General features: G+C 69.0%; 15 protein-coding genes, 1 other RNA gene and 1 pseudogene. 3 read left to right on the forward strand and 14 right to left on the reverse strand.

Features of this window, described 5'->3' with window-relative positions:
* Positions 1 to 97 precede the first annotated feature (97 nt).
* Entirely contained in the window at positions 98 to 850 is a 753-nt protein-coding gene (locus Q5696_RS14915; protein WP_305092092.1) for a DsbA family protein, read from the reverse strand.
* Between the two features lie 50 nt (positions 851 to 900).
* Positions 901 to 1,401: a DoxX family protein gene (locus tag Q5696_RS14920; protein ID WP_305092093.1), complete on the reverse strand. Its 501-nt coding sequence runs from the start codon at positions 1,399 to 1,401 to the stop codon at positions 901 to 903.
* An 83-nt stretch (positions 1,402 to 1,484) separates the two neighbouring features.
* Between Q5696_RS14920 and Q5696_RS14925 the strand changes: the two genes are divergently transcribed.
* Positions 1,485 to 2,210: a VIT1/CCC1 transporter family protein gene (locus Q5696_RS14925; protein ID WP_370654800.1), complete on the forward strand. Its 726-nt coding sequence runs from the start codon at positions 1,485 to 1,487 to the stop codon at positions 2,208 to 2,210.
* A 39-nt stretch (positions 2,211 to 2,249) separates the two neighbouring features.
* Here the strand turns inward: Q5696_RS14925 and Q5696_RS14930 are convergent.
* The 6 genes and pseudogenes from Q5696_RS14930 to ssrA all read right to left on the reverse strand — a co-directional run.
* Positions 2,250 to 3,434 (reverse strand): annotated as a pseudogene (locus Q5696_RS14930) (MFS transporter); the annotation flags it as partial.
* 36 nt (positions 3,435 to 3,470) lie between these two features.
* Positions 3,471 to 5,108, reverse strand: a complete 1,638-nt coding sequence (gene pgm / locus Q5696_RS14935; protein WP_305092095.1) for a phosphoglucomutase (alpha-D-glucose-1,6-bisphosphate-dependent) — start codon at positions 5,106 to 5,108, stop codon at positions 3,471 to 3,473.
* Between the two features lie 75 nt (positions 5,109 to 5,183).
* Complete coding sequence (crcB, locus tag Q5696_RS14940; RefSeq protein ID WP_305092096.1) at positions 5,184 to 5,528, reverse strand: fluoride efflux transporter CrcB; 345 nt, start codon at positions 5,526 to 5,528, stop codon at positions 5,184 to 5,186.
* Positions 5,525 to 5,926, reverse strand: coding sequence for a fluoride efflux transporter FluC (locus tag Q5696_RS14945; RefSeq protein WP_305092097.1), 402 nt, complete (start codon positions 5,924 to 5,926; stop codon positions 5,525 to 5,527). The genes crcB and Q5696_RS14945 overlap by 4 nt, the downstream gene beginning before the upstream one ends.
* Complete coding sequence (pip, locus tag Q5696_RS14950; RefSeq protein WP_305092098.1) at positions 5,923 to 6,882, reverse strand: prolyl aminopeptidase; 960 nt, start codon at positions 6,880 to 6,882, stop codon at positions 5,923 to 5,925. Before pip ends, Q5696_RS14945 begins: the two co-directional genes overlap by 4 nt.
* Positions 6,883 to 6,970: 88 nt before the next feature.
* Positions 6,971 to 7,341, reverse strand: a transfer-messenger RNA (tmRNA) gene (gene ssrA / locus Q5696_RS14955).
* Positions 7,342 to 7,493: 152 nt separating this feature from the next.
* Between ssrA and Q5696_RS14960 the strand changes: the two genes are divergently transcribed.
* Both Q5696_RS14960 and Q5696_RS14965 read left to right on the forward strand, forming a co-directional pair.
* Positions 7,494 to 8,699: a lipase family protein gene (locus tag Q5696_RS14960; protein WP_305092099.1), complete on the forward strand. Its 1,206-nt coding sequence runs from the start codon at positions 7,494 to 7,496 to the stop codon at positions 8,697 to 8,699.
* Between the two features lie 103 nt (positions 8,700 to 8,802).
* A complete protein-coding gene (locus Q5696_RS14965; RefSeq protein WP_305092100.1) occupies positions 8,803 to 10,869 on the forward strand; it encodes an amidohydrolase family protein in 2,067 nt (688 codons plus the stop codon).
* Here the strand turns inward: Q5696_RS14965 and smpB are convergent.
* The 6 genes from smpB to prfB form a co-directional block, all read right to left on the reverse strand.
* Positions 10,866 to 11,339 carry an SsrA-binding protein SmpB gene (gene smpB / locus Q5696_RS14970; RefSeq protein ID WP_305092101.1) on the reverse strand — a complete coding sequence of 158 codons (474 nt, stop codon included), beginning with the start codon at positions 11,337 to 11,339 and terminating at the stop codon, positions 10,866 to 10,868. The genes Q5696_RS14965 and smpB overlap by 4 nt on opposite strands.
* Positions 11,340 to 11,403: 64 nt before the next feature.
* Positions 11,404 to 12,309 (reverse strand): permease-like cell division protein FtsX, encoded by a 906-nt coding sequence (gene ftsX, locus Q5696_RS14975; protein WP_305092102.1) that lies wholly within the window; start codon positions 12,307 to 12,309, stop codon positions 11,404 to 11,406.
* Positions 12,310 to 12,373: 64 nt separating this feature from the next.
* Positions 12,374 to 13,063, reverse strand: coding sequence for a cell division ATP-binding protein FtsE (gene ftsE / locus Q5696_RS14980; RefSeq protein ID WP_305092103.1), 690 nt, complete (start codon positions 13,061 to 13,063; stop codon positions 12,374 to 12,376).
* 66 nt (positions 13,064 to 13,129) lie between these two features.
* Entirely contained in the window at positions 13,130 to 13,630 is a 501-nt protein-coding gene (locus Q5696_RS14985) for an Rv3103c transmembrane domain-containing protein (RefSeq protein WP_305092104.1), read from the reverse strand.
* Positions 13,627 to 14,529: a mechanosensitive ion channel family protein gene (locus Q5696_RS14990; protein WP_305092105.1), complete on the reverse strand. Its 903-nt coding sequence runs from the start codon at positions 14,527 to 14,529 to the stop codon at positions 13,627 to 13,629. The genes Q5696_RS14985 and Q5696_RS14990 overlap by 4 nt, the downstream gene beginning before the upstream one ends.
* A 13-nt stretch (positions 14,530 to 14,542) precedes the next feature.
* Positions 14,543 to 15,646, reverse strand: a complete 1,104-nt coding sequence (gene prfB, locus Q5696_RS14995; protein ID WP_305092106.1) for a peptide chain release factor 2 — start codon at positions 15,644 to 15,646, stop codon at positions 14,543 to 14,545.
* Positions 15,647 to 15,652 lie beyond the last annotated feature (6 nt).

Consider the following 15,652-nt stretch of genomic DNA (forward strand, 5'->3'; position numbering starts at 1 on the left):
CACCGGCGACGTGGACAACAAATCGGCTGGTCAAAAGCGTTTCCGCGACGACGGCGGCCGGTGGCCGGCCCGTACCCGGGCCGGCCACCGCATCCGATTACGGCTGGGAGACCTCGGCGACCCAGTTCGGGTTGCCGAGAGCGTCGACCACCGTGCCGTTGTGGACGACGGCCGGGGTGCCGGTCGCCCCGGACGCGGACAGGGCCTGGCGTCCCGTCTCGGCGTCCGCCGCGGCCTGCTGCATCCGCTCCCCGCTCGTGATGCACGAGACGGCCGTGTCGTTCGCGCCGGCATCCGTCGCGAGCCGCGCCAGATCGTCGTTCGACAGATCCGACTTGCCCTGCTCGGCGGGCTGGTTGTCCGGCGAGAACAGTTCGCCGTGGAACGTCGAGTACGCGATCGCGTCACCGGTCTGCGCGACGCACTGCGAGGCCGCGACCGCGCGGGTCGAGTAGTCGCCGCTCGCCGAGAGCCGGTCCAGGAAGTTGAGGACGTGGTAGCGGACCGCGAACTTGCCCTCGTCGATCGCCTGCGCGACCTCCTGACCGTGCTTCTGCTCGAGCTGCGCACAGTACGGGCACATCGGGTCCTCGAACACGTCGATCGTGTTGGTGACGTCGGGCATCCCCAACCGGACGACACCGGTGTCCTCCATCGTCACCTGCACGGCCGGATTCCGGACGGCGCCGTAGCCGGCGTTGCGGGCCTCGTCGTTGCTCTTCGTCAACAGGATGCCGCCGATCACCAGCGCCGCGATCACGACGATCGCCAGGCCACCGATGAGGTAGGTGGTCCTGCTCGACGTGGGCTGGGGGTTGTACTTGACCGACTTCGGTTTCTTCGAACTCACTTCGCGTCCTTCGTCATGGGAGTGACATCCGTGCGGGCACTACTCGTTCTTTACTCTGCCACCGCAGCCTGAGGGGGCACTGAGAACCGCGGACGCGACCGGGGGCCGAGCGACAGCGGGCTGCGCGGCAGGATCGTCAACCACACCGCCAGAGCGAGGAACCCGATGTCGCGGGCGATCTCGAGGGCGTAGTCCCCGCCGTCCACATCGGCGGCGCCACCCCCACCGAAACAACCGCAGTCGATGGACAGGCCCCGCGCCCACACCGACACGATCACACCGATCAGCACCAGCAGGGTCGCCGCCGACACCACCGCCACGATCCGCACCCCGAGACCGATCACGAGGAACAGGCCGAGCGCGATCTCGAACATCGGCATCGTGTACGCCACCGGCCGCACCAGATCCTCCGGCAACAGCTGGTAGGCCCGCACCGCGACGACCGTCTGCGTGGGGTCGGCGAACTTGATCCATCCCGAGACCAGCCACACCGCAGCCAGGCCGAGGCGGGCGAGGAAACTGACGCCGAGCGTCCACTGCTGTCTGTGCACGACCGTAACGCTACCGACACGCGGGACTGGCGGGAACTGCGTCGCTACCGCCACGGAGCCGTCTCCGGGGCTACGTTCACGAGGTGACTGCGATACCGCCCGAGGGTGCCCTGCCGCACGACTTCGACCACACCCACGCCGACGTGTCCGGCGGCTGGCTGCGCGCCGCCGTATTCGGCGCGATGGACGGCCTGGTCACCAACACCGCACTCGTCGCCGGTGTGGGCGGCGCCGGCGTCGACGCGCAGACCGTGGTGCTCAGCGGTGTCGCGGGCCTCGTCGCGGGCGCGTTCTCGATGGCTCTCGGCGAGTACACGTCGGTGCGGACCGCGAACGAGCAGATCGACGCCGAGGTCCGGGTCGAACGGCGAGCGCTGCGCATGCATCCGGAGGCCGAGGAGGCCGAACTGGTGCAGACGTTCACCGCGATGGGCATGAGCGAGGACACCGCGGCCGCGGCCGCCACCGAGATCCACGCCGACGCGGACCGTGCCGTCGACATCCACATCACCCACGAACTCGGCGTCGACCCGAACGAGAAGCCGTCTCCGGCGGTCGCCGCCGGATCGTCGTTCGTGATGTTCTCGATCGGCGCGATCATCCCGCTCATCCCGTACCTGCTGGGCTTCGACTCCCTCGTCGCCGGGCTGGCCGTCGGCGGGGTGGGACTACTGCTCGCGGGCGGGCTCGCGGCCCGGTTCACCGACCGGCCCGTGCTCCACGGCGCGCTCCGGCAACTGCTGTTCGGTGCCATCGCCGTCGGCGCCACGTACGCCGTCGGTGTACTCGTCGGTGTCGGGGTCTCCTGATCCTGCTGTGAGCGTCGTGTCGGCGTCGTACCGGCCGCCGGGCGCGAACATCCACAGCAGGACCGGCAGCAGCATGACCCCACCCGTCACCGTCCACGCGGCCCCGTACGAGAACTCCTGTACGACGACACCCGCGACGAGCGGGCCGGAGAAAGTGCCGATGTCGTTGGCCATCTGGTAGACGGCGAGGACGGGCCCACCGCGCCGCTTCGAGCCGATGACGTCGGCGACCGCGGCCTGCTGCGGGGGGCCCATGATCCCGGATCCGAGCCCGCACACCGCAGTGGCCACGAAGAACAGCACCAGATTGGTGGTCTGCCCCATCACGACGGTCGACACACCGCACACCACCAGGCCCAGCAGCACGAACGGTTTGCGCCCGATCCGGTCGGACCACCGGCCGGACTGCATGAGGACGGCGGTGTTACCGAGCGCGAACACCGTCAACGCGATCGCGGCCATCGCCCCGCTGCCGCCCAGGACCTCCACGACGAACAACGGCACCAGCGAAATCCGTACCCCGAAGATCACCCATCCGGTCACGAAGTTGGATCCGAGGGCCGCCCGGAACAGCGGCGACCGCGCACCGTCGAGCAGCGTCATCGTCGTCAGCCCGCTGTCGCCCTCCGGCTCCGCGAGATGCGATTTCCGCAACGCCAGATAGACGACACCCGCCGCGATCAGCAACGCGACCGCGTAGATGACGAACGGCACCCGCAGCCCGAACCCGGCGAGCGCGCCACCGAACAGCGGGCCGGTGATGGTGCCGATGAGGAACGCCGCCGAATACACGCCCGACACCCGGCCGCGGCCGTCCGGCGGGGAGATCCGGACCAGCAGGCCCAGCGCCGACACCGTGAACATCGTCGACCCGATACCACCGAGCCCCCGGAACAGCAGCAGCTGCCAGTACGTCTCGGCGAACGCGCACGCTCCCGTCGACATCGCCGTGATGAGCAGACCCGTCAGATAGGTGGGCCGCTCCCCCAGCCTCTGCACGAGAGAACCGCTGAGCGGCGCGAACATCAACCGCATCAACGCGAACGCACTGATCACCGCGGAGGCCGCGGTGACACCGACGTCGAAGCTGCGCGCGAACTGCGGCAGCACCGGTGCCACGATGCCGAAGCCGACCGCGACGATGAACGCCGCCGCGACGAGAACCCAGATCTCCTTGGGCAGGGGTGTGGCGGGTGTCGAGGTGCTGTCAGGCGTGTGCGTCATCGCCGACGAACTCTATCGGCGCAGCAACAGCGCAGGTCAGCCGAGTCCCAGTGCGCGGGAGACCAGCTCCCGGGCCGCCGACTGCACCTGCGCGAGATGCTCGGGCCCGCGGAACGATTCGGCGTAGATCTTGTAGACGTCCTCGGTGCCGGACGGCCGGGCCGCGAACCACGCGTGCTCGGTGGTGACCTTGAGCCCGCCGAGCGCGGCACCGTTGCCAGGGGCCGTCGTCAGGGTCGCGGTGATCGGCTCACCCGCCAGCTCCGACGCCGCCACCTGCTGCGGTGTCAGCGCCGCCAGCACCGCTTTCTGTTCGCGGGTGGCGGGGGCGTCGATCCGCGCGTACGCCGGGTCGCCGTGCCGGCGGGTGAGTTCCCGGTACCGCTGCGACGGGCTCTGCCCGGTGACGGCCGTGATCTCCGCGGCGAGCAGGGCGAGCGCGATGCCGTCCTTGTCGGTGGTCCACACGGTGCCGTCCCGGCGCAGCAGCGACGCACCCGCGCTCTCCTCGCCGCCGAACCCGAGGCTGCCGTCGCTCAGGCCCGGCACGAACCATTTGAAGCCGACCGGCACCTCCACGACGGGGCGGCCCAGTTCGTCGGCGACCCGGTCGATCATCGACGAACTGACGAGGGTCTTGCCGACCTTCGCCATCGGTGACCAGCCGCCGCGGTACGTGAACAGGTAGTCGATCGCGACCGCCAGGTAGTGGTTGGGGTTCATCAGGCCACCGTCGGGGGTGACGATGCCGTGCCGGTCGGCGTCGGCGTCGTTGCCGGTCGCGAGATCGAACCGGTCGCGGGCCGCGATGAGCGACGCCATCGCGTGCGGCGACGAACAGTCCATCCGGATCTTCCCGTCACCGTCGAGGGTCATGAACCGCCACGTCGCGTCGACGACGGGGTTGACGACCGTCAGATCGAGACGGTGCCGGTCGGCGATCACCGCCCAGTAGTCGACCGACGCGCCGCCCAGCGGGTCGGCACCGATCCGCAGCCCGGACGCCCGGATCGCATCGAGGTCGATCACGTTCGGCAGGTCGTCGACGTACGCGGCGAGGAAATCGTGGCGCCCCGCCGTCCCGAGTGCCCGGTCGAGCGGCACCCGGGTGATCCCGGACGATCCGTTCCGCAGCAGCTCGTTGGCGCGGGCCGCGATCACCGAGGTGGCGTCGCTGTCCGCGGGTCCGCCGTGCGGCGGGTTGTACTTGAAGCCACCGTCGCGGGGCGGATTGTGCGACGGGGTGACGACGATGCCGTCCGCGGCGGCCGCGGCGCCGGACGCATTGTGCCGCAGGATCGCATGGCTGACGGCCGGGGTGGGCGTGTACCGTCCGCGGGCGTCTACCACCACCTCGACGTCGTTCCCGACGAGCACCTCGAGGGCCGTGGCCCACGCCGGCTCGGACAGGGCGTGCGTGTCCCGGCCGAGGAACAGCGGACCGGTGATGCCCTGGGCGGCGCGGTACTCGACGATCGCCTGCGTCGTCGCCAGGATGTGCGCCTCGTTGAACGCACCGTCCAGGCTCGAGCCACGATGCCCGGACGTCCCGAACACCACCTGCTGCGACGGATCCGACGGGTCCGGGGTGCGCGTGTAGTACGCGGACACCAGGTGCGCGAGGTCCTCGAGATCCTCCGGCAGCGCCACCTGTCCCGCCCGTTCGTGCACCATCGATCGCCTCCGCTTCCTCGTTCCTGCACCGTCGAACCGGCTCCATCGTGCCAGGAACCCGACCTACCGGCGGGTTCAACGAGTGAGGTGGAATCCCGTCCAGGCGGCACCGATCCCGACCGTGAGACTGGCCGCGACGTACACCGCCGACGTGACGGTGCGCCGCACCCGGGCCAGACCGACGGCCTCGGTCGCGAACGTCGAGTAGGTGGTGAGGCCGCCGCAGAATCCGGTGCCGAGCAGCGCGAACACCGCCGGCGGCAGCGTCGCGCCCGCGAGCAGGCCCAGGATCAGGCAGCCGGCGACATTGACGACGAACGTGGGCACCGGGAAACTGCCGAACGAATGCAGGTGCCGGCCCGCCAGATACCGGACGGCGGCGCCGGCGCCGCCGCCGAGCGCGACCCACAGCACCGTCATGCCGGCACCTCCGACCGTCGGGCGTGCACGTACTCGCCGACCGCCATGCCGAGTCGGGCCGCGAGCAGCGCCGGCAGCAGCGTCACGAACACGTACAGGATCGCGGTGCCCGGGTTCTGCACGGCGTCGACCGCGAACGTGGAGAACGTCGTGAAGCCGCCCAGGACGCCGGTGCCGAGGAACAGGCGCCACAACCGGTCCGGGCCGAGCAGCGCGGCGACGCACCCCAGCAGCAGCGAGCCGGCGATGTTGATCGTCGCGACCGTCCAGATGCCGGAGAACTCGTGGGACAGCAGGTACCGGGCCCCCGCGCCGATCGCACCGCCCACCGCGACCACGGTCAGCGCCCGCATCTCCACCGTGCCCGTACCTCCGTCCGGCCGACGCACCCGGGTCATCCGATCCGGGACGCGAGCGAGTCGATCGCGGCGACGAGTTGCCCGGTGAAGCCTCCCCCTCCGTGGCCGGCGTCGTCGACGACGACCAGTCTGCTGCCCGGCCACAGACGCGACAGGTCCCACGCGGTGTCCACCGGCCCGGACACGTCGTACCGGCCGTGCACGAGCACTGCCGGAATGTCGGCGAGCAGGTGCATACCGTCGCGGAGTTGGTTCGGGGCCAGGAAACAATCGTTGCCCCAGTAGTGCGTGACCGTGCGCGCGAAGACGCTCCGGAACAGCGGATCGCGATATCGCGCGTCCGGCGTCCAGCCCGGGGCGAGGGAGACGTGCGTGTCCTCCCACTCGCACCAACGGACGGCCGCGTGCTCGCGGACCGACGGATCGGGGTCGGCGAGCAACCGCGCGTACGCCGCCGCAAGGTTGCCGTCCCGCTCGTCCTCGGCAACCGGCTCGACGAAGCGCTCCCATTCACGCGGAAAGATCCGCCGCATGTCGCGGGTGATCCACTCGATCTCCTCCGGGGTGCCGGAGGTGATCGCCCCGAGCGCCATTCCGGTCACCCGATCCGGGTGCGCCTGCGCGTATGCCAGTCCGAGCGTGACGCCCCACGACACACCCACCACGATCCACTTCTCGATCCCGAGACGTTTCCGCAGCCGCTCGATGTCGGCTATCAGGTGGGCCGTGGTGTTCGTCGACAGGTCGGCCGTGGGATCGTCCGCGCGCGGCTCGCTGCGACCGCAACCGCGCTGGTCGAAGAGCACGGCCCGGAACACGTTCGGGTCGAAGAGACGTCGTCTGCCGGGTCCGGCCCCCGAGCCCGGTCCACCGTGCAGATAGACCGCAGGGACACCGTCCGGATCACCGACGCACTCCCAGTACACGCGGTGGCCGTCGGAGACCTCCAACAGGCCGGTCTCGTACGGCTCGATCGACGGGTAGCGCGCAACCATGGGTCGAGTCTGCCAGCCGGGTGCAGAAGACTTTCCGGCAACGAAAAGGGGCCCGATCGGAAGTGTTTCCGATCGGGCCCCTTCGTTGCGGTGGAGCTGCCGGGAATCGAACCCGGGTCCTACGCAGCCTTGCCTGGGCTTCTCCGTGTGCAGTTCGCTATGTCTCTACTCGGATCTCCCGGTCTCGCGAACAAGCCGTGATGACGATCCCAGTCGCTGTTGGATGTCCCGTTCCACTCCGCGACCGAGTGGAACGGTGGAGCCCTCTAGCTGATGCCAGTACCCGACCCGAGGGCGAGGCCGGACTGACAGACACGCTTCGTTGCTTAGGCAGCGAGAGCGTAGTCGCGCTGATTGGAATCGGCGCTTAATTGGTTGCATCGACGCTTACGGTGGTCTCTTGCCTGCACCGACACGCTTCCCCTGACTCAACGTACGCAGTCGAAACCGTTCAGCCCCGTACGTGCCCCTCGATTTTCGGGGGGCCACCCACTGTAACCCGATACGGCACAGGATTCATCCCGATTTCCGCTAGTGTCTCTCCCCGGGTCGGGGAAGCCCGGTGACACTCGTCACCTTACTGATTCGTCACCTTCACTGGGGAGTGATTCATGACGTCCTTGGCACGTCGACTGACGGCCACTGCGGCACTCGCGCTGACCGCGCTCGTCGGCACTGCGGTCGCGACACCGGCGGCTTCCGCGACACCGGCGTATCCGACTCCGCTACCGGATCCGTTCTATGCCGCACCGGCGGACATCGCCACCAAGGCGCCCGGCGACGTCCTCGAGGTCCGCCGCGCCGACACGTGGCTGGCGTCGGGCAACGAGGTGTGGCAGATCAAGTACCGGTCCACGAACTCCGCGGGCGAGGCGATCCCGGCGGTCACCACCGTCCTCAAGCCCGTGAATGCGCCCGCCGACATGCCCGTGCTGTCGTACCAGGCGATCGTCAACTCGCTCGGACTGCAGTGCGCACCGTCGGCGGCGCTGTTCACCGGCGAGATCAAGGACGTCTTCGGGTTGCCGCTCGCCCTGTCGCGGGGCTGGGCGGTCGCACTGCCCGACCATCTCGGACCGAACAGTGCCTACGGTGCTGCGAAGCTCGGGGGCATGATCACGCTCGACGGCGTCCGGGCCGTCAAGAACGTGCCGGAGCTGCAGTTCGCGAACAGCCCCGTCGCACTGGCCGGCTATTCGGGCGGCGGCATGTCGACGGCATGGGCGGCAGCCCTGAACTCGACGTACGCGCCGGACGTGAAGCTCGTCGGCGTCGCGCAGGGCGGTGTGCCCGCGAACATCGAGGAGATGGCCGTCGGTCTCGGTCTCGCCGACCGGCATCCCGGTTTCGGGCTCGGGTTCGCCGCCGCGATCGGCCTCGAACGCGAGTATCCGGAGAAGCTGCCGCTCGGTGACCAGCTCACGCCGGCCGGGCTCGCGCTGCGCGACGAGTTCAAGGACGAGTGCCGCACCCTGCTGCTCGCGAAGGGGGTCCTGCACGGCGTCAGCGAGGTCGCGCACTCGACGAGCCTGCTGCAGGACGAGGCCGTGAAAGCGGTGATGCGCGAGAACAGCATCGTGAACTACCCCGGCATCCCCACCGCGCCGATGTTCATGTGGCACGGCACCTCCGATCCGCTCACCCCGTACGGCTCGGTCGCCGCGACCGCCGACCGCTACTGCAAGGCCGGTGCCACGCTCGAGTTCCGCAGCTTCCCCATCGCCGAGCACATGACCAACGCCGCCCTCGGGCTGCCGGAGGCGATCCAGTACATCGCGGACCGGTTCGCGGGCCTGCCCGCGCCCAGCAACTGCTGACGGCGTCCACACTGCGGGACAGTTCGCCGAATCCACCTGGACGGCTGTTCAAGTGAATCTAGTCTTCTGACGAAACAGACCGTTTCGTCAGGAGAAGGCCGTGATGACCGCTCGATCCGGATCCGTGCAACGCCGAGCGGCTGCACTGCTCGGCGCCGTCGTCGCCGTCACCCTGGCGGCGACGACGGCGGCCGTAGCGGCTCCCCTGTCCCCGATGCCCGACGACCCCGGACCCGCCACCGACCCGGTGTACGGACTCGCCGGCGGCTGCTACACGCTGGCCGCCGACGGCGGACGCGGTGTCGTCGTCCGCGACGGCAACGGCTTCCGGACGACCGACACCGCGTCCGCCACCCCGTTCCGGATGCAGGCCGCGCAACTCGGCCGGTTCCTGTTCGTCGCCGACGACGGCACGTCGATCACCGGCGGTCCCGGCGCGGTCACCGCGGCACCACAGCCGACCCCGGACGCGGACTGGACACTGACCCACACCGACGGGCTCTACACCGCGGTCGGGACGGTGACGGGCAGGCAGCTGAGCGTCGGCGCCGACGGCCGGCTCACCGTCACCGATCCGGGTCCCGCACCCGATGCCGGACGCTTCCGGCTCGCCGCCGCCACCGGGTGCACCGACGTCCCGGAGGCCGACGTGAACGCGACCGGTGTCCCGGCCGGGGCGGACGCGTCCGGTCAGGTGCTGGGTTTCGTCGACGCCCACGTCCACATGAACGCGAACGAGTTCATCGGCGGCGAGATCCGCTGCGGGAAGCCGTACTCGCCGCTCGGTGTGGCGGCTGCGCTGCGCGACTGCGACGACCACGGCCCGGACGGGGCGACCGCCCTGCTCGAGAACGTCCTGTCGCACGGCACTCCGTTCGACAACCACGACACCACGATGTGGCCGAGCTTCGCCGACGTCCCCGCGTACGACTCGATGACACACGAGCAGACGTACTACCGGTGGGTCGAGCGGGCGTGGCGTGGCGGGCTGCGCATCTTCACGAACCTGCTGGTGTCGAACCGGGTGCTGTGCGAGCTGTACCCGCTGCGCAGCAACCCGTGCGACGAGATGGAGACCGCCCGTATCCAGGCCCGGCAGGCCCGCGAGATCCAGGACTACGTGGACGCCCAGTACGGGGGCCCGGGCCGCGGCTGGTTCCGGATCGTCGACTCCCCCGCCCGGGCCCGTGAGGTGGCGGCGTCCGGCAAGCTCGCCGTCACCCTCGGCGTGGAGATCTCCGAGCCGTTCGGCTGCGGGATCCGGGACGGGGCCCCGCAGTGCACCGAGGCCGATATCGACGCCGGTCTCGACGAGCTGTACGCGCTCGGGGTGCGGCAGGTGATCCTCGCCCACAAGTTCGACAATGCGCTCGGTGGGGTGCGGTTCGACGAGGGCATCACCGGGATCGCGGTCAACGCCGGTAACTTCCTGGGCACCGGCCGGTTCTGGGAGACCGAGCCGTGCGTCTCCGCGGCGGAGGACAACCCGATCGGGAACGTCGACGCCGACACCGCTGGACAGGTGGCCGCGATGCTACCGCCGGGCGTGACGCTGCCGGTGTATCCGGAGGGGCCGTCGTGCAACGCTCGCGGGCTCACCGATCTCGGCGCGTACGCGGTCCGGGGACTGATCGACCGCGGCATGATCGTCGACGTCGACCACATGAGCGCGAAGGCCGCCGACGCGGCCCTGACGATCCTCGAGGACGCCCGCTATCCGGGTGTCGTGTCGAGCCACGGGTGGACCGATCCGGCGAACTATCCGCGGATCTACACGCTCGGCGGATTCGTCGCGTCGTATGCCGGTCCGGCGGAGAATTTCGTCGACGAGTGGCGCGCGGCCCGCGACGTCCGGGACGACGACTACTTCTTCGGCTACGGATTCGGCGCCGACACCAACGGGTTCGGGGCCCAGCCGGCGCCACCGGAGAACGGCCGCAGCCTCGTCGACTACCCGTTCACGGCGTTCGACGGCACCGTCCTGGATCGTCAGCAGGCCGGGACGCGGGTGTTCGACTTCAACCGGGACGGGCTCGCCCAGTACGGGATGATCCCCGACTGGATCGAGGCGATGCGCACGTACGCCGGCACCGACGGCGACCAGTTCCTGACCGATCTGTCCCGCGGCGCCGAGGCGTACCTGCAGATGTGGGAGCGGGCGACGCGTTAACGCATGCCCTTGATGCGCCGTCCGAGTTCGCGGGTGACCTCGCGTTCGGCGGTGCGTCGGGCGATGTCCTGGCGCTTGTCGTAGTCCTGTTTGCCCTTCGCGAGGGCGAGCTCGACCTTGACCTTGCCGTCGGAGAAGTACATCGACAGCGGCACCAAGGTCTGGTTGCCCTCGCGGGACTTGCCGACCAGGTGCTCGATCTCGCGGCGGTGCAGCAGCAGCTTGCGGGTGCGGCGCGGCGCATGGTTGGTCCAGCTGCCGTGGCCGTACTCCGGGATGTGCAGGCCGCGCAACCACACCTCGCCGTCGTCGACGGTGGCGAACGCGTCGACCAGCGACGCCTTGCCCTCCCGCAGGCTCTTCACCTCGGTGCCGACCAGCGCCACACCGGCCTCGTACGTGTCGAGGATGGTGTAGTTGTGGCGTGCCTTGCGGTTGGTCGCGATGACTTTGCGGCCCTTTTCTTTCACGCCTCCCAGCATAGGGGCCGCGGCAACCGGATTACGCCCTGCACGCCCCCGGGCCGTCCGGCCGTCAGTCCCGCACGTACAGACGCAGCGCCACGTACGCGGTGATCGCGGCCATGCCGGCGCCGGCGATCGCGATGAACGGCGACACCAGCAGCACATCGCTGTTGGAGATGCGGGCGACGATGTTGGCGTCGTAGATGTCGGCGAGGACATCGTCGACGAACAGGTTCTTCGCTGTGAACAGGGCGGCGATCGCGAGCGCCGAACCGATCAGGGACGCCACCACGGCTTCGAGCAGGAACGGTAGCTGCGTGTACCAGCGGGTCGCGCCGACCAGCCGCATGATGCCGACCTCGGTGCGGCGGGTCAGGGCGGCGACCTGGACCATGTTGGCGATGAGGAAGATCGCGGCGATCGCCTGCACGATCGCGATCGCGAACGCGGCGTTGCGGATGCCGCCGAGAACACTGAACAGCCGGTCGACCAGTTCACGCTGGTTGAGGATGCTGTCGATACCGGGCCGCAGCGCGAAGTCGGCGCCGAGGGCCTCGAACTGGTCCGGGTCGCTCAGCTTCACCTTGAACGACGCCGGGAACGACTCGGCACTCACCAGCGACGCCAGTTCCGGGTTGTCCTTGAACACCCGGTCGGTGGCGTCGACGACGGCGTCGTCCCGGTTGAGGTACTGCACCGACACCACCGAACCGGTGTTCTCGAGATCGGTACGGATGCCCCGGCAGATGTCCTGCTCGCAGTTCGGGTCGGCCGCGGAGATGTCGTCGGTGAGGAACAGCTGTACCTCGACGCGGTCCAGGAAGATGTGCTGCGTCTTGTCGGCCATCTGCACGATCAGCAGGCCGCCGCCGAACAGCCCCAGCGAGATCGCGGTGGTGAGGATCATCGCGACGGTCATCGTGATGTTGCGGCGCAGGCCGGTGAGGACCTCGCTGAAGATGAAGCTGGCACGCATCGGGGTAGGCAGTCCTTGCAGTCGTCGCAGTCGTCCGGGCAGGAGAGAACGTGGTGTACGCCGGTCAGCGGCCGACGGCGTACACACCCCTCGCTTCGTCGCGCACCACCTTGCCCTGATCGAGTTCGACGACGCGGCGGCGCATCGAGTCGACGATGTGGTGGTCGTGCGTGGCCATGAGCACGGTGGTGCCGGTCCGGTTGATCCGTTCGAGCAGCAGCATGATGTCGCCGCTGGTGTCCGGGTCGAGGTTGCCGGTCGGCTCGTCGGCGAGCAGCACGAGCGGCCGGTTCACGAACGCCCGCGCAATCGCGACCCGCTGCTGTTCGCCACCGGACAGCTCGTTGGGTAGCCGGTCAGCCTTCCCGGACAGGCCCACCAGATCGAGCACCTCGGGGACCGTGCGGGCGATCACCGAGCGGGACTTGCCGATCACCTCGAGCGCGAACGCGACGTTCTCCGACACCGTCTTGTTCGGCAGCAGCCGGAAGTCCTGGAACACGTAGCCGACGCTCTGCCGCAGCTTCGGAACCTTGCGTCCGGACAGCCGGTTGACGTGGAAGTCGGCGACGTGGATGTCTCCCGACGTGGGCGTCTCCTCACGCAGCAGGAGCTGCATGAACGTGCTCTTCCCGGAGCCTGACGGCCCGATGAGGAACACGAATTCGCCCTTGTCGATCTCGACGTTCACCTTGTCCAGAGCCGGCCTGGTGGAGGCCTTGTAGAACTTGGAGACATCCTTGACGCTGATCACGAGGAGCCAGTCTAGCCGTTATCCAACGGTGACCTTCGGGAACGACGCGGCGGATTCCGGGCCGCGTCAGCCCTCGGGGGTGGGGACGACGGTGGTCTCGTTCTGTGGTGTGGTCTCCACCGATCCCGGTTCACTCTGCGACGTCTCCGACGTGACCGTGGACCCGTTCTCCCCGGGCGATTCGAGCGTCGAGGTCTCGCGCTGCCCGCCGGGTGTCGTCGAACTCGACGAGCTGCCCGAGCGGCCCGACTGCGGACTCGGCGACGGGGTCGGCGTCCCGCTGGTCTCCGACGGCGACGCCGGCACCGAGGTCGACGGTTGGGTCGGCGGCTTCTCGACGGGCGCGGGCGGGATGTACGTGCCCTGTTCCGTACCGGCCGGAGCCGGGGCTTCGGTCACCGGCGACGGTGTGGGATTGAGCTCGCCGTTGAGGATCGACAGCCCCAGCCACAGCACGCACATGACCGCGGTCGTGGTGCGCATGTGGCCGCGGAACAGGGTGTGGGGAATCCGCGCCCACAGCCGGGACAGCTTCTTCTGCGCGGTCACGTTCTCCTGCTCGGTCACTCGTCACCACCGGTCGCTTCGGCGGTGAGGTCGGCGGCGATCGTGAGGCCCGCGCGGCGCAGTGCCGCCACCACCCGCACCCGCAGCGCCCGGCCCACCTGGAACTGTTTGCCGGGCAGGGTGCGGGCCACCATCCGGACGCTGACCTGATCCATCTCGAGGCTTTCGACGCCCATCACGGTGGGGGTGTCGAGCAGCAGCGGTCGCAGTGCCTTGTCCTCGTACGCGTCCTCCCCGACCCGGTGCAGGATGTCGTTGACGTGGTTGATGTCGGCGGTCGCCGGGATCGGCACGTCGACCACGGCCCGCGCCCAGTCCTTCGACAGGTTGACGGCCTTGACGATCTGCCCGTTGGGGACGGTGATGACCTCACCGTCCGCGTTGCGCATCCGGGTCACGCGCAGGGTCACGTCCTCGATGACGCCCTCGGCGTCCGTCCCCGACCCGGTGACCGCGATCTGCACGGTGTCACCGAACCCGTACTGGCGTTCGGTGATGATGAAGAATCCCGCGAGGATGTCCTGGACGACGCGTTGCGCACCGAAACCGAGAGCGGCACCGAGCACGGTCGCGGGCGCGACGAGGCTACCGAGCGGCATGTCCAGTTGGGAGAGCACCTTCACGATCGCGAGGGTGTAGACGAGCGTGATGATCACCCACGTGACGACCTGCGCCACCGAATGCCGGTGTTTGGTGGCCTCCGAGCGGACCAGCGCGTCGCCCTGCTGATAGTTCTCGTCGATCCGTTGGGTGATCCGGCCACCCGCCCACGACACGAACCGGGCGACGAGCAGCGCCCCGAGCACGGTCAGCGAGATCGGCAGGATCGTCACCTTCAACCAGTCGAGAAACTGGTTGAGGGGACCGATCGAGGTCTGGGCGAGGTAGCTGATCTGCATACGGGCCCGCGGCCTAGTCCTGGTTCTGACTCATCCGCCAGCGGATGCCTGCCTCGATGAAGCCGTCGATCTCGCCGTCGAGGACCGCAGACGGGTTGTTGACCTCGTACTCGGTGCGCAGGTCCTTGACCATCTGGTACGGGTGCAGCACGTACGAGCGCATCTGGTTGCCCCACGAGCTGCCGCCGTCACCCTTGAGGGCGTCCATCTCGGCGCGCTCTTCCTGACGCTTGCGTTCGAGCAGCTTGGCCTGCAGGACCCGCATCGCGGACACCTTGTTCTGCAGCTGCGACTTCTCGTTCTGACACGTGACGACGATGCCGGTCGGGACGTGCGTCAGGCGCACCGCAGAGTCGGTCGTGTTGACCGACTGGCCGCCCGGGCCGGACGAGCGGTAGACGTCGACGCGGACGTCGTTCTCGTCGATGTCGATGTGGTCGGTGGTCTCCACGACGGGCAGCACCTCGACCTCGGCGAACGACGTCTGGCGGCGGCCCTGGTTGTCGAACGGGCTGATCCGCACCAGGCGGTGGGTGCCCATCTCGACGGACAGGGTGCCGTAGCTGTAGGGCGCCTTGACCGCGAAGGTGGCGGACTTGATGCCGGCCTCTTCCGCGTAGGAGGTGTCGTAGACCTCGACGCCGTAGCCGCGCTTCTCGGCCCAGCGGATGTACATGCGCATGAGCATCTCGGCCCAGTCCGCGGCGTCGACGCCACCGGCACCGGCCCGGATGTTGACGAGCGCGTCACGCTGGTCGTAGTCACCCGAGAGCATCGTCTTGACTTCCATCGCCTCGATGTCGGCGCGCAGCTGCTCCCGCTCGGCGTGCACGTCGGTGACCGCGTCGGCGCCCTCTTCCTCGGCGAGTTCGTACAGCACGGCCATGTCGTCGAGGCGCGCCCGCAGTTCCTCGACGCGGCGCAGTTCGGACTGTGCGTGCGACAGCGCGCTGGTGACCTGCTGCGCGTGTTCCTGGTCGTTCCACAGCTCCGGGTCGGACGCCTGATGCTCGAGTTCGTCGATGCGTCGGCGCAGCTCCTCGACGTCGAGGACCTTCTCGACCGTGGTCAGAGTGGTGTCGAGTTCGGCGAGGTCAGAGGAAACGTCAGGATGCACAGTTCA

Origin of the sequence: Prescottella sp. R16 (assembly GCF_030656875.1) — a bacterium.
GTDB lineage: Bacteria > Actinomycetota > Actinomycetes > Mycobacteriales > Mycobacteriaceae > Prescottella.

Excerpts from the sequence above, each read along its gene's own strand:
- pgm (WP_305092095.1), bottom strand. The coding sequence starts at position 5,108 with ATGGTGCACGAACGGGCGGGACAGGTGGCGCTGCCGGAGGATCTCGAG.
- crcB (WP_305092096.1), bottom strand. The coding sequence starts at position 5,528 with ATGACGGTGCTGTGGGTCGCGCTCGGCGGCGGCGCCGGCGCCGCCGTC.
- Q5696_RS14945 (WP_305092097.1), bottom strand. The coding sequence starts at position 5,926 with ATGACCCGGGTGCGTCGGCCGGACGGAGGTACGGGCACGGTGGAGATG.
- pip (WP_305092098.1), bottom strand. The coding sequence starts at position 6,882 with ATGGTTGCGCGCTACCCGTCGATCGAGCCGTACGAGACCGGCCTGTTG.
- Q5696_RS14960 (WP_305092099.1), top strand. The coding sequence starts at position 7,494 with ATGACGTCCTTGGCACGTCGACTGACGGCCACTGCGGCACTCGCGCTG.
- Q5696_RS14965 (WP_305092100.1), top strand. The coding sequence starts at position 8,803 with ATGACCGCTCGATCCGGATCCGTGCAACGCCGAGCGGCTGCACTGCTC.
- ftsX (WP_305092102.1), bottom strand. The coding sequence starts at position 12,309 with ATGCGTGCCAGCTTCATCTTCAGCGAGGTCCTCACCGGCCTGCGCCGC.
- Q5696_RS14990 (WP_305092105.1), bottom strand. The coding sequence starts at position 14,529 with ATGCAGATCAGCTACCTCGCCCAGACCTCGATCGGTCCCCTCAACCAG.